The sequence below is a fragment of the Mucilaginibacter sp. OK283 genome (genome assembly GCF_900110415.1).
GTDB lineage: Bacteria > Bacteroidota > Bacteroidia > Sphingobacteriales > Sphingobacteriaceae > Mucilaginibacter.
In genome coordinates this window covers 119,983-145,768 of the sequence record NZ_FODR01000007.1, presented here as the reverse complement: position 1 = coordinate 145,768, position 25,786 = coordinate 119,983, and the positions used below count along the sequence as shown (strand labels likewise).

General features: G+C 41.5%; 20 protein-coding genes. 11 read left to right on the top strand and 9 right to left on the bottom strand.

Annotated elements, in window-relative coordinates; translation table 11 throughout:
- Positions 1-5: 5 nt before the first annotated feature.
- The 7 genes from BMX56_RS17210 to BMX56_RS17180 all read right to left on the bottom strand — a co-directional run bounded on the left by BMX56_RS17210 (position 6) and on the right by BMX56_RS17180 (position 6,008).
- On the bottom strand, positions 6-779 hold the full coding sequence (locus tag BMX56_RS17210) for a DUF6438 domain-containing protein (RefSeq protein ID WP_090650707.1): 774 nt from the start codon (positions 777-779) through the stop codon (positions 6-8).
- Positions 780-808: 29 nt separating this feature from the next.
- On the bottom strand, positions 809-1,441 hold the full coding sequence (locus BMX56_RS17205; RefSeq protein WP_090650705.1) for an HAD family hydrolase: 633 nt from the start codon (positions 1,439-1,441) through the stop codon (positions 809-811).
- A 199-nt stretch (positions 1,442-1,640) separates the two neighbouring features.
- Entirely contained in the window at positions 1,641-2,300 is a 660-nt protein-coding gene (locus BMX56_RS17200) for an MBL fold metallo-hydrolase (protein ID WP_090651067.1), read from the bottom strand.
- 316 nt (positions 2,301-2,616) lie between these two features.
- Positions 2,617-3,531, bottom strand: coding sequence for a ribonuclease Z (locus tag BMX56_RS17195; RefSeq protein ID WP_090650701.1), 915 nt, complete (start codon positions 3,529-3,531; stop codon positions 2,617-2,619).
- Between the two features lie 21 nt (positions 3,532-3,552).
- Positions 3,553-3,930, bottom strand: a complete 378-nt coding sequence (locus BMX56_RS17190; RefSeq protein WP_090650699.1) for an STAS domain-containing protein — start codon at positions 3,928-3,930, stop codon at positions 3,553-3,555.
- Between the two features lie 52 nt (positions 3,931-3,982).
- Positions 3,983-4,927, bottom strand: a complete 945-nt coding sequence (locus BMX56_RS17185) for a phosphoribosylaminoimidazolesuccinocarboxamide synthase (RefSeq protein ID WP_090650697.1) — start codon at positions 4,925-4,927, stop codon at positions 3,983-3,985.
- Between the two features lie 121 nt (positions 4,928-5,048).
- Positions 5,049-6,008, bottom strand: a complete 960-nt coding sequence (locus BMX56_RS17180; RefSeq protein WP_090650694.1) for a PhoH family protein — start codon at positions 6,006-6,008, stop codon at positions 5,049-5,051.
- Between the two features lie 101 nt (positions 6,009-6,109).
- Between BMX56_RS17180 and BMX56_RS17175 the strand changes: the two genes are divergently transcribed.
- The 4 genes from BMX56_RS17175 (at position 6,110) to BMX56_RS17160 (ending at position 10,794) form a co-directional block, all read left to right on the top strand.
- Positions 6,110-6,886 (top strand): SAM hydrolase/SAM-dependent halogenase family protein, encoded by a 777-nt coding sequence (locus tag BMX56_RS17175; RefSeq protein ID WP_090650692.1) that lies wholly within the window; start codon positions 6,110-6,112, stop codon positions 6,884-6,886.
- 9 nt (positions 6,887-6,895) lie between these two features.
- Positions 6,896-7,423: a hypothetical protein gene (locus BMX56_RS17170; protein WP_255369863.1), complete on the top strand. Its 528-nt coding sequence runs from the start codon at positions 6,896-6,898 to the stop codon at positions 7,421-7,423.
- Positions 7,424-7,453: 30 nt separating this feature from the next.
- The gene (locus BMX56_RS17165; RefSeq protein ID WP_090650689.1) at positions 7,454-9,286 is read left to right on the top strand and encodes an ABC transporter ATP-binding protein; all 1,833 of its coding nucleotides are present in this window, start codon (positions 7,454-7,456) and stop codon (positions 9,284-9,286) included.
- Between the two features lie 107 nt (positions 9,287-9,393).
- Positions 9,394-10,794: an MBL fold metallo-hydrolase gene (locus tag BMX56_RS17160; RefSeq protein ID WP_090650686.1), complete on the top strand. Its 1,401-nt coding sequence runs from the start codon at positions 9,394-9,396 to the stop codon at positions 10,792-10,794.
- Between the two features lie 246 nt (positions 10,795-11,040).
- Here BMX56_RS17160 and BMX56_RS17155 read toward each other — a convergent pair whose 3' ends face one another.
- Entirely contained in the window at positions 11,041-12,384 is a 1,344-nt protein-coding gene (locus BMX56_RS17155) for a PhoH family protein (protein WP_090650684.1), read from the bottom strand.
- An 846-nt stretch (positions 12,385-13,230) separates the two neighbouring features.
- Between BMX56_RS17155 and BMX56_RS17150 the strand changes: the two genes are divergently transcribed.
- Entirely contained in the window at positions 13,231-13,644 is a 414-nt protein-coding gene (locus BMX56_RS17150; protein ID WP_090650681.1) for an Ohr family peroxiredoxin, read from the top strand.
- A gap of 78 nt (positions 13,645-13,722) precedes the next feature.
- On the opposite strand, the gene BMX56_RS17145 is transcribed toward BMX56_RS17150, so the two are convergent.
- A complete protein-coding gene (locus tag BMX56_RS17145; RefSeq protein ID WP_177183842.1) occupies positions 13,723-16,665 on the bottom strand; it encodes a TonB-dependent receptor in 2,943 nt (980 codons plus the stop codon).
- 308 nt (positions 16,666-16,973) lie between these two features.
- On the opposite strand from BMX56_RS17145, the gene proB reads away from it, so the two are divergent.
- The 6 genes from proB to BMX56_RS17115 all read left to right on the top strand — a co-directional run bounded on the left by proB (position 16,974) and on the right by BMX56_RS17115 (position 25,582).
- Positions 16,974-18,053, top strand: a complete 1,080-nt coding sequence (gene proB, locus BMX56_RS17140; RefSeq protein WP_090650678.1) for a glutamate 5-kinase — start codon at positions 16,974-16,976, stop codon at positions 18,051-18,053.
- A gap of 2 nt (positions 18,054-18,055) precedes the next feature.
- Complete coding sequence (locus BMX56_RS17135) at positions 18,056-19,303, top strand: glutamate-5-semialdehyde dehydrogenase (protein ID WP_090650676.1); 1,248 nt, start codon at positions 18,056-18,058, stop codon at positions 19,301-19,303.
- A gap of 1,125 nt (positions 19,304-20,428) precedes the next feature.
- Positions 20,429-21,112 (top strand): TIGR02117 family protein, encoded by a 684-nt coding sequence (locus BMX56_RS17130; RefSeq protein ID WP_218152440.1) that lies wholly within the window; start codon positions 20,429-20,431, stop codon positions 21,110-21,112.
- A gap of 247 nt (positions 21,113-21,359) precedes the next feature.
- The gene (gene mnmA, locus BMX56_RS17125; RefSeq protein ID WP_090650673.1) at positions 21,360-22,448 is read left to right on the top strand and encodes a tRNA 2-thiouridine(34) synthase MnmA; all 1,089 of its coding nucleotides are present in this window, start codon (positions 21,360-21,362) and stop codon (positions 22,446-22,448) included.
- 227 nt (positions 22,449-22,675) lie between these two features.
- Positions 22,676-25,069, top strand: coding sequence for a type I DNA topoisomerase (gene topA, locus BMX56_RS17120; RefSeq protein WP_090650671.1), 2,394 nt, complete (start codon positions 22,676-22,678; stop codon positions 25,067-25,069).
- Positions 25,070-25,177: 108 nt separating this feature from the next.
- On the top strand, positions 25,178-25,582 hold the full coding sequence (locus BMX56_RS17115; protein ID WP_090650669.1) for a hypothetical protein: 405 nt from the start codon (positions 25,178-25,180) through the stop codon (positions 25,580-25,582).
- Positions 25,583-25,786 lie beyond the last annotated feature (204 nt).

The window sequence follows — 25,786 nt, the reverse complement described above, 5'->3', positions numbered from 1 at the left end:
CACAGTTATTTTACCGGTGTTAATTTTACTTTTTTATAGGATGATAACATAAATTCCACCAGGCCGGTCATGTTTAATGGTGGTTGATTTGTTGTTACGCTCAGCTTTTTTTTATTATTTTCAAAATCAAACTCAAAATAATAATTAGGCATATCAATAACCTGGTCTTGCTGTCGCCAGTTGTACATTTTTTTAAGTTCGCTATGTTTAAGCCAATAGTTTAGTGTATCAAGTTGTGGTTTTGATAATTTCCCTGTAAACTCACCTTTAAAAGGATCGGCGTACTCCCCTCCTCTTAAATGATAATCGCCGTCGGCCCCAATTAATATTTCAAGTTGCGGACAATCTCCATGACAGGTGGAAGATAAAAAACGCACAGCAGATAGTTTAATATCCTTATCATAGCTATTTTTTAAATTTGTAAATTCATAAGTGTCGGGGCCAGCAAGTTTAATGGCATTTGAATCTACAGCTTTAATGTAAAGGCGGTTTTTGGTAAGGTCCCTGATCAAAAATTTAAAGTTAATTTTATGTTTAACCTTAAAATTATCGACGCTTGAAGTGTAAATATCCGTCATGATCAAAGTATCCTTCACAATGGAATAATGACTTTTGAATTTATCATTTCCAATAAAATTGAAATTAACACGACCGTTCTCGAAATATAAGTGTCCGAGGTCTTTATTAATCCACCGGATAGAATCCAATTGTACTTTTTGGGCGTGCAATTCGCCAAAAACAATAATAAATGCAAATAACAAAAACCCGTGTTTTATCATTTAATTATATTTATGGAATATGGCTTTGCTTACAAACCCATATAATAGGATGTTAACGATGGAAAGTCATTAAACTTGTGTTCATAATCCTCTGTTTTTCCAAATCCGTAACTCACAAATATAAAAGGTATGCCTGCTATTCGTGTCTGCTCCGCGTCACCTTGTGTATCGCCCACATATACCGGGGCTTTAAGCCCATGTTTATCTATCAACAGATGCATGTTGTAATGCTTGGGCATACTGTTTTCCCCATATGCTATATAATCGGTAACATAATCGCCAATGTTTGCCCACGATATAAATAACGGGATAATACCGACCGCACAATTACTCAGGACAAAAATTTTATATTTTGTTGCCAATAGTTTTATCCCTTCGATAACGCCTTCGTACATATTACCACCGCTTTGCGGTAATATTTGCCTCCGGGTTTCATTTACATCCATGTAAATTCCCTGGGCTATATCGTCGTCAAGTTCGGGCAATAAAGCCCTGGTTAGTTTTTTACCCTCCATTCCGATAAGGCCCAATAACTCAGTGCGGTTTATTATCCTGTTTATATCAAGTTTTTCAAAAGTTAGATTCCATGAATTGGTGTACGTGTCAACAGCGTCCCAAAGGGTTCCATCCATGTCAAAAATAAGGCTATCGGGCTTCTGCATACAAATTATCCGGCTTTTTTGCTAAGATGTAAAATTAAGCTTAGGTATAAAAACGAAGTTCATACTTTCTTCATTATTAATCTACACTTTTGAAATGTGATAAGGTTAATGTGGGCCAGCTTAGCAGGAGGTTGGTTCCATAGAGGTCTCCGCCGTAACAAGCGGGGACTTTTTTGTTTTACAACTAAATTTTTGACAATCAAATAGTTATACTATCTCCAACTTTGTAAACCTCGTGAAACTTAATACCGAGCTTATCAAAGTGTTTTACATAAGCCGCGTAGCGTTGTTTTATGAAAAACTCTTTAGCATAACCATCATGAACCGGCAGGATTTGCTTCGGTAGTAACTTATCTGCAAAGCCCGAAATCCGTATTTCATTGGCAAACGGCGCCATGGTAACCATTAACAATAATTCAATTCCTTTATATTCAAGTAACTTATCTTCCATCGAATCAACTGGGTGTAGTACCTGGTCATTGATGATGAATCCCGTCATCTGTGGCAATGGATTATCCATAATTGGTTCATGCATAACCGGGATGGCTTTCAAAATAAACGGCCCAAAATTTGCCGTACCCTCTTCAAATAAAGTATATATAATCCCGGCCTTGTCCAATTCTTTGCCTATCTGGCTATTGGTTATCACGATAGCCCCGCTTAAATCGAGGATGCTCTTTAAAATTTGAAGTTCGTAATGGTCGGGGTGAATGTGCGTTATAACGATGGCTTTTACATCAGCAAACATTTGCGCAGTAACCTCGCCTTCTGCAAACGAAAATTTACCAGGGTCAAATAATAGCTTATACTCATCCAACTCAAATACAAGGCAGGAATGTAGGTATTTAGTGATTTTCATAGTAGTATTATAGTTCTGCACGATTTGACTATCGTGTTTAAATTTTAACAACACCTGTTATATAAAGTTTTGAGCGATGATACCATCGAATTACCGGACATCTACCCATAGGATAATCCTAAAAAAGGAACTGGCATGTTGGCTTTAAGGCCCAACCACGACGATGTCGGGGAACGACGCAATCTCCAATATGCTAAATCGTGAAATGTTTAATAATTATATCAACGAAGTACTTCGTTCCCGGCAACAACCTGTATAAATCAATATATTCCAGCGTAATCACACAAAAGCCACCAATCGTGTCCATTATTACAACTTATTCTATATAAAAAGTGCGCCCTTCAACGGCGAGTTCAGTTGCGGGGAATATGCTTTTAGCTTCATCCAGCAACTCAGTCAAGGTTTTGTAACGCGCCGAAAAATGGCCGATCAGCAATCTTTTCGCGTTTGTTTTTAGCGCTACGGCGGCGGCCTGCAGCGCTGTTGTATGGAAAGTATCATTAGCCCTATCCAGCATCTCATTTAAAAATGTGGCTTCGTGATAAAGCAACGTGGCGTTGGCTATTTGTTCAAAATACTGTTCACCGTAAAGCGTATCAGAGCAGTAGGCGTATGATTTGGGTTGATCCGAATCGATGGTCAGATCGTCATTTTTGTATACCTCTCCGTTTGGCGCAGTATAATCGGCTCCTTTTTTTAACGCGGTAAAGTAAGGCACCGGGATTTGCAAATACTCAATTACCTCCTTACGAAGTTTGCGCAGGCGCTTTTTTTCGCGGAAGATAAATCCTGTAGTATCAATCCTATGGTTGAGAGGGATCGTTTCTACAATGATGTCATTGTTGCTTACGATTACTTCGGGGTGTTGGGTATGGGTTTGTTTAAATTCTAAAGGGAAATGCAGGGTAGTTTCTGAATATTTTAGCTGCAGATCAATAATCTCCATTAAATGCGGTGGCCCAAAAAGATAAAGTGTTTTTTTACGCCCGTTAAGGTGCATTGACGATAGCAGGCCAACAAGGCCCAGGTAATGATCACCATGCAGGTGACTGATAAAAATATAATCTATCCTGCTGGCTTTGATGTCAAAACGCAGCATTTGCTGCTGGGTACCCTCGCCGCAGTCAATTAAGTACAAGTGCTCATTGATATTGAGCACTTGTGCTGTAGGATTTCTGTTAAAAATGGGTGTTGCTGAACTGCTTCCAAGTATTGTTACCTCAAATTTCATAATGGGATAACAATGTACAGATTATCTTGATTCTTTTTTCAATTCTTTCTCGATCTCTTCCATAAAAATAAGATCGACACCTTCTTCGGCGGTAGGTACAACTGTAAGTACGTTATCCAGTTGCGAAATAGTAATTAAACGCGCCACAGCATCGTTCAATCCGCACAATATAAATACCCCCGATGCGTTTTTGCACAAACGGTGACCAACCAACAAGCTGCTTAAACCGGATGAATCGGCAAATTTCACTTGTGAAAGGTCAAGAATGATGTTTCTTTGTCCTTCCGTATTGATCAATATCAGTTCAGATTTTAATTGAGGCGTTACTAACGAATTCAATTTTGATTCGTTAAGCTTCACTAAAATGTATTTCTCGTGTTTATCGACAGCAAATTTCATTCTTATAAAAATTAATAAGCTAAGATATGATTAATTTATGTGTAATTAAAAATTACATAATACTAAGCGCATTGTTTATAGCGGTTTCAACCCTGTTTAACACACTTTCTGTATCCGATTTCACAAACGTTTCACCTATGATCTTTTCATAAAGTTCGATATAACGTTCAGATATCGACGCTACAATCTCTTCGGTCATTACCGGAACAACCTGGCCTTCCTTACCCTGAAAACCGTTTTCAATCAGCCATTTGCGTACAAACTCTTTCGAGAGCTGTTTTTGCGGTTCATCTTTTTGCTGGCGTTCCTCATAACCTTCCTTATAAAAATATCTTGAAGAGTCGGGGGTATGGATTTCATCTATTAAATAAATAACGCCATCAACCTTACCAAACTCATATTTGGTATCAACCAATATTAAGCCTTGTTTGGCAGCAATTTCGGTACCGCGTTTAAACAACGCTTTGGTATAGGCCTCCAGTTGGGCATAATCTTCGGCAGATACAATACCCTTGGCCAGTATATCCGCTTTTGAAATATCTTCATCATGCCCTACCGATGCTTTGGTAGTAGGTGTAATTATTGGCTCGGGCAGGATATCATTTTCCTTTAAACCCTCGGGCAGTGCTTCACCGCAAACCTGCCGGCGGCCGGCCGCGTATTCACGTGCGGCATGACCGGCTAAGTATCCGCGTATTACCATCTCCACTTTAAAAGGCTCACAAATGCGGCCAATGGTAACACTTGGGTCGGGCACAGATATTACCCAATTGGGTACAATATCGCTGGTAGCCTTTAAAAAACGGGCGGCTATTTGGTTAAGCACCTGCCCCTTGTAAGGGATAGCCTCGGGTAATACCACATCAAAGGCCGAGATCCTGTCGGATACTACCATGGCCAGGTACTTATTATCTATCGTATATACATCACGTACCTTTCCCTTATAAAAGCCAGTCTGGCCCGGAAAGTTAAAATGTGTTTCTTTTATTGCATTCATAATTTTAGTATCAAGTAGTTAGTATCAAGTAGCAAGTATTTTGCCCGATTTAAAAGACAGAACAAGTATCAAATATGCAATGCATCTTGATACTTGATACTAACTACTTGATACTACCTTCTTATTGTATATCCCCGTAAGCTGCCAAAATTTTGCGTACCAGTTTATGGCGTACAACGTCTTCGCCGCTTAGGTATACTATTTCTATTCCTTTTATATCTGTTAATATGCGCAGGGCGGTGTGCAGGCCCGATTGTTGTTTTTTGGGCAAATCTATCTGCGTTACGTCGCCGGTAACAATAAACTTGGCCGATGGCCCCATACGTGTCAGGAACATCTTTAATTGCATATCGGTAGCATTTTGGGCCTCATCCAATATCACAAAGCAATTATCCAGCGTACGGCCACGCATAAATGCCAGCGGTGCAATCTCGATGGTACGGTTTTCCAGGTAAAATTTCAATTTCTCTGCCGGGATCATATCATCAAGCGCATCATACAACGGCCTCAGGTATGGGTCGATTTTTTCTTTTAAATCGCCGGGTAAAAAGCCAAGGTTTTCTCCCGCTTCAACCGCCGGGCGGGTTAAAATAATGCGTTTAATTTCTTTGTTCTTTAAAGCACGCACGGCCAATGCAACCGCAGTATAGGTTTTCCCGGTACCTGCAGGGCCAATAGCAAACAAAATGTCGCTTTGGTTTATGCTATCAACCATTTTGCGCTGGTTGGCGGTACGGGCTTTCACCATTACTCCATTCGGGCCGAAAACGATAACTTCGCCACTGGCAAATTTATCAGTTACAGGTTCCGACGAAGAATTTGAAGATACTTTTGATCCTAAAATACGTTCAAGATCGGTAATGTTCAGGTTCTCGAATTTCTCGACGTGACTAAGCAAATGCGAGAATTTTTCCTGGAAAACATTGAGTTCGTGATCATCACCCAAAACTTTTACTTCGCTGCCCCGTGCAACAATTTTAAGCTTGGGATATTGTTTCTTAATGATCTCAAAATGATCATTATTTGGCCCCCACAATACGGCTGGATTTACGTTTTCAATTGATAGCTTAAGTTCGTTCAATACTAATTGATTTTTTAGTTACGGATTTTTATGAATTAAAAATTGAATATTTGTAGCTTCAAATGCTATTACAAGATTAGCAATAAATATTTATAAAATTAATGGCAATAATAACATTAACTACTGATTTGGGCGATAAGGACATTTACCAGGCTGCGCTTAAGGGTAGCATCTACAAATTGTTGCCCACAGTTAATATAGTTGATATTACCAACAGCGTGGCGGCTTTTAATGTGCAGCAGGCCGCATTTATATTAAAGAACAGTTTTTATTACTTCCCCGAAGATACAGTACACCTTATAGGTATTGATACTGTTTACAGCGATCATACCAAGTACCTGGCGGTAAGGTACAAAAAACATTATTTTGTGGGTGCCGATAACGGAATTTTTTCATTGATGTTTGATACCGACCCGGAAGAAATTGTGGAAATAAACATTATGCAGGATTTAAAGTTCCTGCATTTTCCGCTGGCAGATATCTTTGTTAAAGCCGCCTGCCACCTGGCCAAAGGCGGCAAACTGAGCGAAATTGGCCTGCCGGTGCATGACATTGAAAACAAAATGAACCTACAGCCTGTTATCGAAAAAAACCTGATTAAAGGTGTGGTGATTTATATCGATTCGTTTCAAAATGTGATAACCAACATTACCAAGGAATTTTTTAACAGCGTGCAGCAGGGCCGTAAATTTGTACTTAATTTTAAACGCAACGAAACTATCAATCATTTAAGCTGGCACTATAACGAGGTGCCCATTGGCGAAAAACTTTGCCTGTTTGGCATCAGCGATCACCTGGAGATTGCCATTAATAAAGGTAACGCCAGTGGCTTATTAGGTTTAAACCTTAACGATAAGGTGATTATCGAATTTCAGTAAATTTAACCTATGAAAAAACTGTTACTATTTGGATTGCTCTGTTTTTTTGCCCTGGGTGATGTGTTGGGCCAATCGCAGGCTAACTCCGATTCTGTAGCCTATCAGCTTCAGCGAAAAAAAATTAACACGATGCTGGCAGCGCGTAAAGCCAAATTTGGCCAGTACGATCAAAGTTTAAGCCAACATACCGGCATTTTTGGTTTGCAAACAAAAAATGATATCCGCAGATCAAACAGTATCCTGATGGACATAGCCCGCACTGACGATGCCATTTTTAAAGAACTGAAAATACTATTTGAATACAGCGCATTCCAACAAAGGCAAATTCAAAGTCACAGCAAAGAGGCCGAGACAATAAACCATAATTTCCTGCTTACTATTAGCAAGTTAAGGCAACAGAACGCGCTGCTAAAAGCCGAGGTTGCTAAAAACAAAGAGCAAACAAACAGTTCAAGGCCCATTTATATTACGGTAATTGTGCTCATGCTTGCGTCAATTTTGTATTTGCTTTACCAAAAAAACAAACGGAAGGTGTAATTTCGCGCCGGTAACTACTTAAAACTATAAATGGCACGAGGAAGACTGAACAGTGGCGCTAAAGCAGAAGCCGAACTACCCAAAGCAAAAATCAACAGGCAGAGCATCCAAAATATTCGTAAACTGCTCACTTATATTAAACCATACCGGGGGAAATTTATAGCGGGAATATTGTTCCTATTCATCTCCAGTCTGGTAGGCCTTGCTTTCCCGGCAATACTGGGAGCTTTAATAGATGCGGCGCAAGGTAAATATAAATACCCCTACTTACCACATAGTTTAAACGCCATAGCGATAGCCGGATTCATTATACTGTTCGGCCAGGCGTTCATATCATTTTTTAGGGTGGTGTGGTTTGTGCAGGTTGCAGAGCGTTCCTTGGCCGATATACGCAGGGATACTTATTTTAAGCTGATAACGCTGCCTATGAATTTTTTTGCCAACCGGCGCGTTGGTGAATTAAATAGCCGCATTTCTGCCGATCTTTCGCAAATTCAGGATACGTTGACAACCACTATCGCCGAGATTATCAGGCAATTGGTAATTATGGTGGGGAGCGTTATTTTATTAGCTATAGTATCTATCAAGTTAACACTTGCCTTATTGGCAATACTGCCTTTTCTTGTGGCTTTTGCCGTTTTTTTTGGCAAGTTCATTCGCAAACTTTCACGCCAGGCGCAGGATAAGTTAGCGGAGTCAAATACAATTGTTGAAGAAACTTTGCAGGGGATAGCTAATGTTAAAGCATTTGTAAATGAGGCTTACGAAGCTACCCGGTATGATAAAATTTTACGTAACGTAGTTGATATCGCCGTTAAAGGGGCCAAATTTCGCGGCATTTTTGCATCATTCATCGTATTTTGCTTATTCGGGACTTTTGTCGGGGTAATTTGGTATGGGTCGGTATTGGTTAGCCATGGCGAGATCCTTGTGGGCGATTTAACTACGTTTATCATGTACTCCATATTTGTGGGGGCCGCCATGGGCAGTTTCCCCGACTTGTATGCCAACCTGCAAAAAGCAGTTGGCGCAAGCGAGCGTGTGTTAGAGATACTGGCCGAAAAAGGCGAAGACATTTCGATGGTAGAAAGCAATAACAAAATAGACCAACCTATTAAAGGCGATTTGTCATTTGATAATGTGGTATTTGCCTACCCATCCCGGTCTGAGCTAACTATCCTGAAAGGCATTTCCTTTGATGCTGCAGCCGGCCAAAAAGTGGCTATTGTTGGGCCAAGTGGCTCGGGCAAATCTACAATGGCATCGTTAATACTGCAATTTTACCATCCGCAAAGTGGTACTATTTTATTTGATGGCCGCACGGCTTACGAATACTCAATAACCGATATCCGTAACCAGGTGGCCATAGTTCCGCAGGATGTGTTGCTTTTCGGCGGATCGATATTAGAGAATATTGCTTATGGCCGCTTGAATGCATCAAAAGAAGATATTATACAAGCAGCCAAACGGGCAAACGCGCACCAGTTTATACTATCGTTCCCCGAGGGTTATGAAACCATTGTTGGCGAACGGGGGGTAAAACTTTCAGGCGGGCAGCGCCAGCGCATTGCCATAGCAAGGGCATTGCTTAAAAATCCATCCATTTTGATATTGGATGAGGCAACCTCATCCTTAGATTCTGAATCAGAACGCCTGGTACAGGAAGCTTTGGAAGAGTTAATGAAAGATCGTACGTCTATCATTATCGCCCACCGTTTATCAACTATTCGTGAAGCTGATAAGATCATCGTTCTGGAAAAAGGTGAGATTATCGAAAGTGGCAGTCACCAGGAACTCATTGGCAACGAACAAGGGCTGTATCGTTATTTAAGCCAGCTACAGTTTGAAACACAAACCAGTTAATCCATCGTCGGTAGACCATTGACCGTAGCGATTATTTTAATATATTACCACTGCAAAAGATTTGCAGAGACTATGGTCTATCGTCCATGGTCCATCGACCAACAAAAATGAAATTAACCATACACGGGGCAGCCCGACAGGTAACTGGCAGCATGCATTTGCTGCAGGTAGGCCAATACAAAATATTAGTGGATTGCGGGTTAGATTATGAGAAAGACCGCAGCATACAATCAAATGAAAACTTTCCTTTCCGGCCGGAAGAGATCGACGTGGTAATACTTACACATGCGCACATCGATCACTCCGGTAATTTACCTACACTGGTAAGGCTTGGCTTTAACGGCCAGATATTATGTACTCCCCCTACCGCCGATTTGACCGAACTATTATTGCTTGATTCTGTAAGCATCTTCATGAATAAGGCAGGCAAGGGTAACCGCAAACGCGGTAAAGGCAAATTCAATTCGGGCGGTGGCCCACAGCCACTTTATCTGCAAAAGCACGTGATGGATACGGTGGAACGTTTTGTTACCATTGGCTTTAATCGCCCGTTCAGGATTAACGGCGATATCGAGCTTACTTTTATTCCGGTTGGCCACCTGTTGGGTGCAGCATCTGCTGTTTTAAAAGTAACCGAAAACGGCGAAGAAAAATCTATTGCCTTTACCGGCGATATCGGCCGGAAAAATTACCCCGTATTAAATGATCCTCAGCAATTGCCAGCTGTTGACTTCCTGGTATCAGAATCAACGTATGGCGGCCGTTATCACACCAAAGGAAAATCGGTAGAGGAAACCCTTGTAGAAGTTATTGAAAAGGCATGTATTAAAGAACAAGGCCGTTTAATTATCCCGGCTTTCAGCATAGGACGTACGCAGTCATTGGTATATTCGTTAAACAAGATTTTTACCGAAGGACTATTACCAGCCGTAAAAGTATTTGTAGATAGCCCGATGGCAACCATGGCAACCGGTATTTTCCGTAAATATCATAGCCTGGTAAACCAGGAAGCTCAGGATTTTTATAAAGATAAAGGTGACGAGTTTGAATTTGATAACCTTACTTATGTAGAAACCCTGAAAGATAGCCGCCAGATTTCTAATTACTGGGAACCCTGTATCATCATTTCTTCAGCAGGAATGCTTGAGGGCGGCCGCATCCAGGACCATTTATTTTACAATATTCAAAATTACTACTGCACCATCCTGTTCATTGGCTATTGCGCCAAAGGAACCCTGGGGCACCGCTTATTGCGGGGTGATCCTATCGTTCACATTAAAGACCGCGAATTAGCCGTTTATGCAACTATTAAACAAACAGATGTACTAAGTGCTCACGGCGACCATCAGGACCTTTTAGATAATGTAAAACAGCAGGATAAATCAAAACTGAAGAACGTATTCCTGGTACATGGCGAAGGAGAAAGCATGAAGCTGTTGGCTGCTTCCCTGGAAGATGAAGGATATATAGTTACTGTACCTGAGAAGGACGTAACGTACATACTTTAGGGTGTTTTGTTATCTTTTCAGATATGTATAAATGGCATTGTTAGCATAGGGTAACATGACAAACTATACAAGCCGCCATATATTTTTATTAGGTCTGCTATATGTTAAAAAAACAGTACTAACAATGAGTCACTTAAAAATACGTTAGTACGATATCTCCGAATCTTGCCGGGCAACTTATATGGCCTATTTGTGCGTGGAGACAGGTTTTGACCCTGGTAGCGATGTGGTGTGATATACGGCTTTTTACAACAATTCTGTAGCCAAGTTTGCCAGTTCGCTCCGTTCGCCTTTTTGCAACGTGATGTGCGCGTAAAGCGGGTGCCCTTTGGCTTTATCAATCAGGTATGATAAGCCGTTACTCTCGGCATCAAGGTAAGGTGTATCAATCTGGTAAATATCGCCTGTAAATACAAACTTACTGTTCTCGCCTGCGCGCGATATGATGGTTTTCACCTCGTGCGGGGTAAGGTTTTGAGCTTCGTCTACAATAAAGAATATCTTACTCAACGTTCGGCCACGGATAAAGGCCAGCGGGGCTATAGATATTTTATCATTACTCACGAGTTCATCAATTTTAGCCTGCATTTTATCATCATCAGCAAACTGATCTTTTATAAATTTTAGGTTATCCCAAATGGGGGCCATATACGGATCAATCTTGGATTTGATGTCGCCAGGTAAAAAGCCAATATCCTTATTACTGAGCGGTACTATAGGGCGGGTAACAAAAATCTGGCGGTAATATTTACGCTGCTCCAATGCGCTGGCCAGTGCCAGCAAAGTTTTACCTGTGCCTGCATTGCCTTGTATAGTTACCAACTTAATATCCGGATGCAGCAAGGCATGAATGGCGAAAGCCTGCTCAATGTTGCGGGGAAAAATATTAAATACAGGTTGCTCAGTAACTTTTTCCAGTTGTTGGGTTTGCGCGTTATAGAACCCCGATACATCGCTCTTTTTGCTCTTTAGTATGTAAAAATGATTATTGGTGTACTGTGGTACACTCAAGCTTTCGGCAGACAGATTTTCCTGCTTATTGAACTGAGAAATAATTTTTTCGGTAACCTTATCTACATCGGTTTTACCTGTGTATAGCTCGGCCAGGTTTTTAATTTTACCGGTTTCGTAGTCCTCGGCATGCAAGTTAAGCGACTTGGCTTTAAGCCGCAGGCAGATATCTTTTGATACCAGCACCACTTTTTTTGCAGGGTATTCTTCCTGAAGGCCTAAGGCAACGTTTAATATGCGGTGGTCTATTTTGTCCGACCCAAAAACTTCTTCGGCATCAGTAGCTGTGGTTTTCACATCCATGGCTACTTTAAAACTACCTTTACTTTTCCCGTTCAAGGGAATCCACTCATTTACCAGGTTGTTTTTTGACAGGTCGTCCATCAGCCGGATGAAACTTCTGGCTTCGAAGTTCCGGGTATCGTTGCCATTTTTTTTATTGTCCAGTTCTTCCAGTACCTGGATGGGTATGGCTACATCATGCTCCTGGAAGTTTTGAAAGGCGTTGTGATCATAAAGGATCACAGAGGTATCTAAAACAAAAATTTTCTTCTGGTTACGCTGGCCGTCCTTATTCATATCCTACTAAATTAGGTTTTTTAACGTTTGTTCAAAATGAAAAAGCATTCTGAAAATAAAAAACCTTATAAAAGCGAAAACGGGAGCCTCCTCTTTCGATTTGAACTCCCGTTTCCAAACCCCTGTTCAACCGTAGCTTCCCAGCGGCATCAAGTTTTGTGTATCTATGACCGATATGCCTTCGTTTACAGTTTTTGCAAACCATCTACTACCGCGATATCACCAGTTCTGTTTTGGATCTCCGTAGAGTTCCGCATCGTTCCTGGTACCTTATTTAGTCACAATCTTTCTTCGAACAAACTTTCGTAAGTTCAATTCTTTCATATGACTCAGTGAACTTCTTTTGATCTTTAGTTCCTCCGAAGATTCACCCGATTCAACTTCTGTTTTCCTGAAAGGTTGTCAAAGTACGTCGTTCTTGATGATTACAATATAGGGACTAAAAAGCACCTTTGTCAAGTAAAAAATAAATTTGTTATAGACATGTTATTAACAACAGGTGTTAATAACAAATAATTATTAAAATATTGAATAACAATACTTTAATTAATTAAAATCAATCAACAATTGAGGTTATCAACATAAAACTTATTAACAAAAATCAAAAAAAAAGTCACTTTACCATAATTGTAAAAAGCGTAAAATCACCACAACGCTAAATTTTCTCTGTTAAATGCCGGCGATATCTATTAGAAATTTGCCTTAAAAAAAGCGTAAGTAAACGTTTAAATGTTCTATCAGGTGTGTTCTATCAGGTGTGAAGATGTACATCGCTAAAACAGGCTAAGTTCAATTCCGACAAACATAAACCCGTATTCATCGTTTTTTTATAAACAGAATTGAATCATGGAAAAAGTATATACAGCTGTAGTAACAGCAAAGGGTGGCCGCGACGGCCATATAAAATCTGAAGATGGCGTAATCGATATGGAGCTAAAAGCTCCTGCGGCTATGGGAGGCGAAGATGGTTATCCTAACCCCGAATTATTGTTTGCAGGTGCATGGGGCGCTTGTTACCTGGGCGCACTTGGTTCGGTAGGTATCAGGGATGGCGTAAATGTTACCCAAGCTACAGTTGATGTGCACATTACTTTTAATAAGGAAGGTGCTTCATCATATGCTTTATCTGCTGAGCTTCATGTACATATCCCTGGCGTTGATTGGGATGTGGCCCAAAAACTGGCTGATGCTGCACATAAGGGTTGTCCGTATTCAAAAGCAACAAGAGGTAATATTGAAGTAAAGGTGATAGCCGATTGATTTGGCAGGCATTTTCAAAATAAAAGCGGATGGGCTTGCCCTCATCCGCTTTTTGCTTATTATACTAAAATTCGTTCCTTATTTACCGGCAAGCAATCCATCAAGCGTAACCGATACATAATATAAGCCACCGATAGTTGGGCCGCCGGCATACTGATAATAACGTTTGTTAAAAATATCGGTTGCACCAACTTTAAAGGTAGCGTAGTAAGCGGGAACGCGATAAGTAACCTGGGCATCAAATGTGCCAATTGCAGGCACCTTGCCTGTTACCAACGGACTTTCCCACAGGAACGACTCCTGCCATTTGTAAACGATGTTAAAGCCTACATTTTTGGCTACTTCGCGGTTACCAAACGATAGGTTGCCCGACCATTCAGGGGTATTGAAACCGGTCACAAAAATATCTGATGTGGTTTGGGCTTTTAGTTTATTGAAACTTACGTTACCAGATACGGTATATCTTTTATAAAAGTTATAACTAATACCTGCCGATGAACCATAGTTATGGTAAATGTTTTTAGCATTGGTATAAACGCGATACCTGCTTTGCCCCTGGCTTGCAGCGTTGCTGGACGTGCCTGTTGTTGGGTCGCGGTTAATATCAAGCATGGCTAATACAGCGGCGTCTGTACCCACTGTTGTACTATTTGGTACAAATACCTGTACCTGGCCCAAAAATCCGTCGTAACGGTTGGTGTAGGCATCAATATCAATAAACACTTTATTATCTAATACAATTCCTTTGTAGCCTACTTCATATGAAGTGATCTGTTCCGGACGCGCGGGTGGCAAATCGGCCACTTTCAACAGGTTCCTGTTGGCCAGGGCAACCTGGTCGGTACCGCCGGCCGCGTTAACAACTGAGTTAAAATTTGCTACCGAAGTTTGAGTATAGCTATTGCCTAAATAACCCAAGCCATCGTTAATAAATGGCAAACTGCCTACACGTTTAACACGTCCGTTGTTTACATATGACAGGGCCTCGAATAATGAAGGGAAGCGGTACCCATTCTGGAACGTGAACCTGAAATTATGGTTCTCATTCAAAGTATAAACGGCGGCCAAACGAGGTGTAAATTTAGGGTCGAAATAAGGGTTATAATCCCATCTAACCGATCCAAAGAGTTTTAATTTTTCGTCGAAGAATGTTTTGGTTACCTGGGTAAACGCGCCATACTTTTTGTAGATCACATCTTTACCAAAGCTGCCATCGGCCAAAGGTGTGTTCCTGTCGGCAATCGGGCGGCTAAAGTCAACAAAGTTGTTACCATCCGGGGTAATGGCATATACCCGCACATCACCACCAACTAACAGGTCAACTACCTTAACCCGGCTTGTTAAATCCCATTGCGCTTCGGCATTGTACATATGGCTTTTTTGCACCAGTGCCGCGCCGCCGGTTACCGGTGCGTTTGGTATCAGGCTCGATTTAATATCCCAGTTGTTGATGCCTATGATGGTTTTCCTCAAAGCATCAAATTCAGGAGTACCCGGTTCTACCCTGCCTTTATCTGCGGCAGCCCTTGCAGCTTGCTCGGCAGCGGCCAGATTTGCAGATGTTAAACCTCCGTTTGCAGATCCATAGGCGTTTAACGCGTTTTTAAAAGTGGTGCCCCAGGCCGAGTTACTGGCATGGTTCAAATCCAGGTTATCTGCCAGCGGTTTTACGTTGAATGAGTTACCGGTATTTTCTATCGATTCGTAAGCGCGAACCAGAAATTCTTTTCCTTTTAGCTCAACTTTATGGTTTTGCACCGTTGCGCCCTGTAACGATATTTTATTGCCTCGTTGAAATACACCATCAAGCCTGCCGTAACGGTAAGTGTAAGACAGTATAGTATTAGGCGTTAATTTATAAGATAATGTACCATCCAGTTTCAGGTTGGTAACTTTCGGATCAACCAAATCAACCTCGTTGTATCCTGTACGGGCAACTGTAAGATTTGGCATTGCTTTACCATCAACTGTAAGGCCTTTTATTGACACGGTATTGCTACCGGCAAGGGCATCATCTCCATATTTGTTCCAGCCGTCATAAGCAGCGTTGCTGGTGCCCGTTAAGGCCGGGAAACCGGGGTTTGCGGTTTTTAAATAGTACGGGTTTTGATCGTTACGGGTATCAGACTGCCAGTCTTTACCCTGCATGTAGCTAAAGTTTACTTTAAAAGCGAACTTATTGTTAAATGCTTTGGCATAACGTACAGCGGTTTCATTAAGGGCGCTTGCACCTAACCTATCATTGCCCACATGGTTTAAACCCTCGCGGTGATAAACACTTAAGCCCTGGTATCTAAAAGGATCTTTAGTTATTAAGTTTGATAAACCGTTGATGGCGTTTGTGCCATATAGCGCCGCTGCCGCACCAGGCGTAATTTCTATACTGGCAATATCCAGTTCGGTTGGGCCAATGGCATTACCCAGCGGAACACCTAAGGTAGCCGATTGCATGTCAACACCATCAACCAGCTGCATAAACCTGAAGTTGTTCGGGCTGTTAAAACCGCGTGTGTTAGGCACTTTAAGTGTTATACTGGTGGTCGTCATCTGCACGCCCTTTACGTTTTCCAAAGCATCGTAAAAGCTTGGGCCGGGCGACTGTTTAAGCGCGTTAATACTCAGCTTTTCAATGGCAACCGGCGACCGTAAAAGCTTTTCTTCTTTACGGGATGCGGTTACCACCACCTCGTTAATCAATAACGATTGACTGCTTAACTGGATATTTAGTGCACTGTTGGCGTTTTTAACGAAAAATTCCTGCGGCTGAAAGCCCACAGCCGTAAAAACTAACGTATAGGGTAGTTTAGCGCTGGTGGTTAACGAGAATTTACCGGTACTATCAGATGCAGTGCTGTTGGTTGTACCTTTAATACTAACGGTTGTACCTATTAACGGTTGGCCATGGTCATCTTTTACAACTCCGCTGATGATGTATGAACCATTAAGCTGGGCATGGCTTATCGCCGGGACGAGGAGTACAAAAAGTGCTATAAGTTTAAATGAATTTATAAGTGTTTTCATGAAAAGGATCAGTATAATTTAATGTCTGTTTATTGTTTTATCTGTTAAAATAGCTTTAAGGTTGGGGCTATCAACAGCAACACATGACATTTAGCTGCGTTTTTAAAGGGGGGATAGTAGTAAAAGAGTAAATATTATACATAGTCTATTGAATTAGTCGACAAAAATAGAAATTTTTTCCCCGGTGTCAAGGCTCAATTCATATTTTTCTATAATATCTACTGTTTTAGTGGATATATTTTCAAATAATCTCGCCCTCTTCCCTCCCAATTTTGTAATATTGGGGGCTCAACCCGTACTAATTTATAATGTCTTTCAATTACCAGCGTATCATCATCAAAATCGGTTCCAATGTTTTTACCCAGGAAAACGGCTTGCCCGACCTGCAACGTATCGAACATCTGGTGGGGCAGATAGCCGCTATCAAAAAACAAGGAAAAGAAGTGATCCTGGTGTCATCGGGCGCCGTCGCTTCCGGCCGGAGTTTGATCACCATATCCGAAAAATATGATGCTATTGCCGCAAGGCAGCTTTTAGCCTCTATCGGGCAGGTAAAATTAATCAATACTTATTCGCAGCTGTTTGAACAATTTGATATCCTTTGCTCGCAGGTATTGGTTACCAAAGAGGATTTCAGGGACAGGATGCATTATTTGAATATGAAAAACTGCCTCGACCTGCTGCTACAGCACCAGGTTGTACCGGTGGTTAACGAAAATGATGTGGTATCGGTAACCGAACTGATGTTTACGGATAATGATGAACTGGCCGGATTAATTGCATCTATGCTGAACGCGCAGGCGTTAATTGTGCTAACCAATGTTGATGGCATATATAACGGTGACCCTAAAGCGCCGGGCTCGGCCGTCATTGAAGAGGTGGCCGGTTCGGTAGTTGATTTTGCAGCCTTTGTTTCTTCAGGAAAATCGCAGTTTGGCCGCGGTGGAATGATCACCAAATCAACCATGTCGCAAAAAACGGCACAGTTGGGTATTGCAGTGCACATTGCCAATGGCAAACGCGACAATATATTAACTGATGTATTGGAGAATAAAGTGATCCATACCCGGTTTATCCCCAATAAAACAGCATCGGGCAAAAAGAAATGGATAGCCCATTCCGAAAAATCGGCCACAGGTGCAGTTTTAGTTAACGCGGGTGCCAAAGCCGCGTTGATATCCAGCAAGGCTACGAGTTTGCTGCCCGTTGGAATTGCAGCAGTAATAACCGACTTTAAAAAGGGCGATATTATTAAGCTAATGGATGAAAACCAAAAGCTGATAGGCCTTGGAATCGCCGAATACGGATCGGACAAAGCCAAAGAACGCATCGGGCAAAAAAACCAAAAGCCTTTGGTGCATTATGATTATCTTTATTTACAAGGTTAACAATGAGTTACAATATATATTTCGAGAACGCACGGGTTGCAGGCCGCAAACCTACCCTCGCCCCTGCCCTTATTAACCAGGTTTTATTGGACGTGGCCGCCGAAGCAATTGCCCAAACCAACCTGATATTAGCCGAAAACCAAAAAGATCTTGATTTGATGGATCCGAAAGATCCTAAATATGACAGGTTGAAACTCACGGCAGCCCGTATTGAAGCTATTGCTGCCGATATGATCAGTGTTGCAAAATTGGATAGCCCATTAGGCAAGCAGCTTTCAGAAGCGCAGATGCCCAATGGCCTGTCTATTTCCAAAGTGCGCGTACCATTAGGTGTTGTTGGTGTAATTTATGAAGCCAGGCCCAATGTTACTTTTGATGTATTCGCCCTCTGCTTTAAAACGGGCAACATCAGTACTTTAAAAGGCGGCAGTGATGCCGACTACTCTAACCGTGCAATTATCGGCATAATTCATAACGTGTTAAATAAGCACCACATAGATACCAATATGGTTACCCTGTTACCTGCAGAACGAGAGGCTACGGCGGCTTTACTAAATGCCATTGGATATGTTGATGTATTGATACCACGCGGCAGCCAGTCGCTTATTGATTTTGTGCGGGATAATAGTAAAGTACCTGTTATTGAAACCGGTGCAGGTATTGTACATACTTATTTTGATTTAACAGGCAACCTTGAAAAAGGTGCTGAGATTATTGCCAACGCCAAAACCCGCAGGGTGAGTGTATGTAACGCCCTTGATTGCCTGATTATTCATGCCGAAAGATTAAGTGACTTGCCCCGGTTAAGTCATGTACTCAGTGAGAAAGAAGTTGAGTTATTTGCTGATGAAAGGGCTTACGAAGCATTAAAAGCCAGTTATCCTGACGCTTTATTACATAAAGCGCAGCCTGAGCATTTTGGCACCGAATTTTTATCGATGAAGATGGCTATCAAAACGGTTGATAGTTTTGAAGCGGCACTTGAATATATCGCCATTAATAGTTCTAAACACAGCGAGGCTATCATATCTGAGGACGCCGAAAATATTGCCACCTTTTTAAATGATGTTGACGCTGCAGCGGTTTACGCCAATGCATCCACCGCCTTCACAGACGGCGCGCAATTTGGCTTAGGCGCCGAGATTGGCATCAGTACCCAAAAACTCCATGCACGGGGGCCTATGGGTCTCGAGGAGCTTACCAGTTATAAATGGATTGTTAAGGGTAACGGGCAAACCAGAAACCCGTAAAAAGATTATTAATAATTGCAGATACCACCCTTACATCTTAATATAAAAGATGTAAGTATGCCCCTCTCCCAGAAAATCGGCTCAAAATTTATTTCACAAAAAAAGGCGCCTCCAAAAAAGGCACCTTAATTTTCTCTTCTCTCTGTCGGCACTCACTTAATTAAATAGTTCGCTACGGCAATAAAGCAAATGATCATTAAGATCACGCCCTGAAGCTTTTGTTCTAACGTTAATTGGCTTATCATTTTAAATTAATTAGGGTAAAGCAAATTTATATTGTAATCCGAATGTTACAATAGGTATTTTCATTTTTACGTTTATTTTAATAAATAGTTATAAAACTTTTAGAATCGTCAACTGCACATTTATTCTTTAAAAAAATAGCAATAAATTAGTTTTAACATTGAAATAGTGTTAGCGTAACACTACGTTAAAATGTCGTTTTTTGGCTATAAAAATGTTTTTTTACGCGTTTTTTTGTTCATTTTAAATAAACGCAAATTTTATATTATAAAACGCTGAATCGGGCCAGTGAAACTACATCATATCAAAGTGTTAGTTTTGTTTAAGTATTTGACTTTTTTTCTCAACCGGTTAGATATTTATTTTCATAAACACTTGCAATAAATGTATCATCCCCGTTACATTTATTGTAGATTATAAACCAAAATAAAATGCCAAAGCACATCATGATTGTATACCTTTTAGTGGCCTGCACCATTGCAGGTATATTGCTCAATTCGCGTATTAAGCAATGGCTTAATAAAAAGGGGTAGCCCTTAAATTGGCCCGATGAGTGTCGGCTAATACGTCCACATTAACCTAAAAAGTAAAAGCCTGTTGTTTATTCAACGGGCTTTTATGTTGGCGGTAATTGGCCACGTTAAAAATACACCTCTTATACCTACATAAACTCACACTTTATATAAAATATATAAAACTATTATTATCAATATAAATTAACCAATAATTAATAAGAATAAAAGAGTAATTATGAGTATTGCAATAACAATTCGGGGCACATTGATTGCACAATAGCGATTCGGGAAATTAAATAAGTGTTAACATAAGGTTACCTTGTGCTTTTTATTGTATTAACACCAAACCCAACCTCAGTCGCCAATTATGATAATTATAAAAAAGATCCTGAAAATATTTTTAAGAACTGCATTGGGCCTTGTAGTATTTGTTGCGCTTTTCCTGCTGGCGGCTTTTTTACTTTCGATATGGACTGTAAAAAAAGAATCCGGCACTTCGGCCGACGTGGCCATATATATTCTTACCAATGGCGACCACACCGACATTGTAGTTCCCGTAAAAAGTAATGTGACAGATTGGAGCAAAGAGATGCCGTATCAAAATACAACGGGCCGCGATACCACGGCAAAATACCTGGCAGTTGGCTGGGGCGATAAGGGGTTTTACCTCAACACTCCTACCTGGTCGCAATTAAAGTTTAGTACGGCGTTTAAGGCCGCCTTCGCTTTAAGTACTTCGGCCATTCACGCTACTTATTACCGGGCAATGCAGGAGAACAACAATTGTAAAAAGATCATGATCAGCAATGATCAGTACAAAAGGCTGATAGCTTTTATTAACGACAGCTTCAAACGAGACAGCGCCGGAAATGTCATCAACATAAAAACAAATGCCAACTACGGCACCAGCGACGCGTTTTACGAGGCCAACCGAAAATACAATATGTTTTATACCTGCAATACCTGGGCCAATAAAGCTCTTAAAGCATGCGGCCAAACCGCCTGCATGTGGACGCCGTTTGACAGGGGAATATTTTATCATTACAGGTAGTTCATTGGTTCATTGGTTCATTGGTTCATTGGAACGCGGGCATCGCAGGCAAATAGCTTCTTGGCTAAATACCTCCTATCTATCTGGCAATCCCACCAGAAAAGACCAATGAACTAATGAACAAGTGAACCAATGAACCAAAAAAGTCTTGATACTTGATACTCACTACTTGATACTAAATTATTGCCCTCGCCTGACCTAACCCCTATATCAACATAAAACACAAAAGTGTATCTTTGCGCCCATTATGAGTAAGCATGGCAGGATCTTAGTGGCAATGAGCGGTGGCGTTGATAGTTCGGTAGCAGCGGTGATGCTGCATGAGCAGGGCTATGAAGTTATCGGGCTCACTATGAAAACCTGGGACTATGCCTCATCGGGCGGAAGCTCGAAAGAAACGGGCTGCTGCAGCCTTGATAGCATTAATGATGCCCGTGCTTTGGCCGTTGGCTATGGCTTCCCGCATTATATCCTGGATATCCGCAATGAGTTTGGCGATTTTGTAATTGATAACTTTGTTGACGAGTACCTGGCCGGCCGCACCCCCAACCCATGTGTGTTATGCAATACCCACATTAAATGGGAAGCCTTGCTAAAACGTGCCGATAAACTGGATTGCGAATTTATAGCTACAGGGCATTACGCCAATATACGTTTACAGGATAATGGACGCTATGTAATTTCAAAAGGTAAAGACGAAAATAAAGATCAGTCATACGTGCTGTGGGGAGTTTCTCAAAAGAACCTGGCACGCACCAAATTCCCTTTAGGCAGTTTTTCTAAACCCGAGATCAGGCAAATGGCTATGGATATGGGGCAGATTGAGCTTGCCGGTAAAAGTGAAAGCTACGAAATTTGCTTTGTGCCCGATAACGACTACAGATCGTTTTTAAGGCATAAAGTTGAAGATTTGGAAGAACGTGTTGCCGGCGGCAACTTTGTGCTTGCAAACGGCACCGTAGTGGGCAAACACCAGGGATATCCCTTTTATACCATCGGTCAGCGTAAAGGATTAGGCATTGCGCTGGGGCAACCTATGTTTGTAACCAGTATTGATCCTAACACCAATACCGTAGTCTTAGGTACAGCCGATGAATTGGAACGCAAGCAGGCCTGGGTTAAAAACCTAAACCTGGTTAAATACGCCAGTATACCGGAGCCTATTGAAGCTATTACCAAAATTCGTTATAAAGATGCCGGTACCACCAGCAGCATTGTACAAATGGGCGAACACATGAAGGTTGATTTTCATCATAATGTATCCGGTATCGCGCCCGGGCAATCGGCAGTTTTTTATGAAGGCAACGATCTTTTGGGCGGCGGATTTTTAATGTAGTTTCATTTTGAGTATCAAATAGTGTAAAACCGGCGGTGTTTAACCGGGTGCATAGCGATGTCAAAACATCAAAAAAACAGGCATTAAAACTGCTCTTGAAACAATACCGCATCTTTGCAAAATTGAGGCATTCGTACAATCTTCACAGCTAATATTCCAACGTTTTTAGCAAAACTAATTGGCGTTTCGCTTTCTTTATGTTTTATTTGCAAAAAATAACTGCTTAAATGGCCAAAAATTTACTGATAGTTGAATCTCCGGCGAAAGCCAAAACCATCGAGGGTTACCTTGGGAAAGACTTTATTGTGAAGTCGAGCTACGGGCATATCCGCGATTTGGTAAAGTCTGAAGATGCGATAGATATAGGTAACAACTTCGCTCAAAAATATGAGGTTCCTGCCGATAAAAAACAGGTAGTGAGCGAATTGAAGAAATTAGCTAAAGAAGCAGAGATGGTTTGGCTGGCATCGGATGAGGACCGCGAGGGAGAAGCCATATCGTGGCACTTATTTGACACTTTAGGATTGAAAGATGCGACCACCAAACGCATCGTTTTTCACGAAATAACCAAACCGGCCATTTTAAAGGCAATTGATACGCCACGTAAAATTGACTACAATTTGGTAAATGCACAACAGGCACGCCGTGTATTAGACAGGCTGGTGGGTTTTGAACTCTCGCCTGTTTTATGGAAAAAGGTTAAGCCATCTTTATCTGCGGGTCGTGTACAATCAGTAGCAGTACGATTAATTGTTGACAGGGAACGCGAAGTAAATAAATTTACTGCCGAAGCTGCTTTTAAAATAGTAGCCATATTTGGTAAGGGCAAAGATGCTTTTAAAGCCGAACTGGCCGAACGTTATGCCAAACCAGAAGATGCCGAGAAATTTTTACAGGATTGTATCGGCGCCGATTTTGACGTACGCTCGCTGGAAACCAAACCGGCTAAACGATCACCGGCTGCACCTTTTACCACATCTACCCTACAGCAGGAAGCCAGCAGGAAACTGGGCTACTCGGTAGCACGCACCATGCAGGTAGCGCAGCGTTTATATGAGGCAGGGTACATTACCTATATGCGTACCGACTCGGTAAACTTATCGGATACCGCGTTAAATGCCGCACAAAGTGAAATTATATCGGCTTATGGCGAAAAATATCATCAGCTAAGAAAATATAAAACCAAAAATGCAAGCGCGCAGGAAGCTCACGAAGCTATCAGGCCAACCTATTTTAATAACCATACCATCAACGGCGAATCGAACGAAAAACGCCTTTATGAACTGATCTGGAAACGGGCTATAGCCTCGCAAATGAGTGAAGCGCAGTTTGAGAAAACCACCGCAAAAATCAGTATATCAACCCGTAAAGAGGATTTAACAGCCAATGGCGAGGTGATGAAATTTGATGGCTTTCTGAAGGTTTACCTTGAATCAAGCGACGACGAGGATGAACCGCAACAGGACGGCGAAAACGCGATGCTGCCACCTTTAATCCGTGGCCAGCGTTTGGCGCTACAGGAAATGTCGGCAACAGAACGCTTCTCGCGTCCGCCGGCAAGGTATACTGAGGCCAGCTTGGTGAAAAAGTTAGAGGAGTTGGGTATCGGCCGCCCATCTACCTATGCCCCTACCATATCTACCATCCAAAACCGTGGTTATGTGGTTAAAGAAGAGCGTGAAGGTAAAGTGCGCAATTTCAGAATAATGGTGCTTAAAGATGGCCAGATTGTTAAAGAACAAAAAACAGAGAATACCGGTGCCGAGCGCGGCAAGTTATTCCCTACCGATATTGGCGCAGTTGTAAATGACTTTTTGGTACAATACTTTAAAGAAATTGTAGATTTTAACTTTACCGCCAGCGTTGAAAAGCAATTTGACGAAATAGCCCAGGGTTTAAAAGACTGGACAGCCATGCTGCACGATTTTTATAACCCTTTCCATAAAGGTGTGCAAAGCACTATTGAAACGGCTGATAAAGCAACCGGCGAAAGAGAGTTGGGTGTGCACCCTGAAAATGGTAAAAAGATATCCGTACGCATTGGCCGCTACGGCCCCTTTGTGCAGGTTGGCGAAAGTGCAACCGAGGAGAACGAAGAAAAGCCGTTGTACGCCAGTTTAAGGACCGGCCAAAGCATTGAAACCATTACTATTGATGAGGCTCTTGAATTATTTAAGCTGCCCAAAGTTGTTGGCGAATATGAAGGTAAGGTAATGAAAGTGGCTATCGGCCGTTTCGGGCCATACATTAGCCATAACAGCGCATTTGTATCGTTACCTAAGGATATTGACCCCTTGGATGTAACGGTAGACCAGGCTATAGAACTTATAGAAGCCAAACGTAAGAAAGATGCCGAAAAGCTGATTAAAGCGTTTGATGAAGACCCGGAAGTAAAGGTATTAAACGGCCGCTGGGGGCCATATATTGAATTTGGCAAACTTAACGTTAAGATACCAAAGGATAAAGATCCCTTGACCTTAACTTATGAAGAGTGCAAGGCCCTGGCTGATGCCATGCCTAAGGACACCAAAAAAGGCCGCTTTGGTAAAACGGTAGCAGCCGCAAAACCTGCGGCCAAAAAAGCCCCCGCCAAGAAAAAGGCGCCGGCTAAGAAAAAGTAAGTAATTGGTTGATTGAGTTGGATTAAGTTGAATAAGTTAAATAGATTTTTCTCGGCCACAAACCACTTAACTCAATCAACCTAATCAACCGCTTAACTTATCAACAAAATGATCAAAGACCTCCCCGAAAATAACGTTAAAGATATTGCCATAGCGGTAGCGTTGGAGCGCGAAAGTGTGGAGAGCAAAATTTGGTATGTGTACCTCATTAACCTTAAAAATGAGCCTATCGAGAACGTCCTGATCACCTCAAAGGGTTATGGCGAAAAAAATGGTGAGCAGGTAAAAACTTCTGTTTTGCGCCACATGATCCCGGTGGTTGGCAGTAAAGGATACAAGCTTATCGAACCTATTGACGAGCAAACTTTCGGCCTGAATAATGAGTATTGGCTAAGCTATTACATCGGCGGTAACATTTACGATAAAAAGTTCATTTTCCTGCCTGAGAGCATCGTAGAGATGAATTTCATCAAACTTCCGGTGTTGAATAAGCCCGGGGTTATGATATTGTAGCGGTGAGTGGTTGATTGAGTTGGATTAAGTTGAATAAGTTGATAGAGTTAGCTGTAAATCAAGTTAAATATTTTTTTCTCTCTGCACAAACACGCCACCTAATTAACCACTTAACCTAATCAATTTATTCAACCTAATCCCCCACAATAAATATTTCTCAATTAATTATTTGTTGTTATAAATTTTATACATTCATGGAATAAA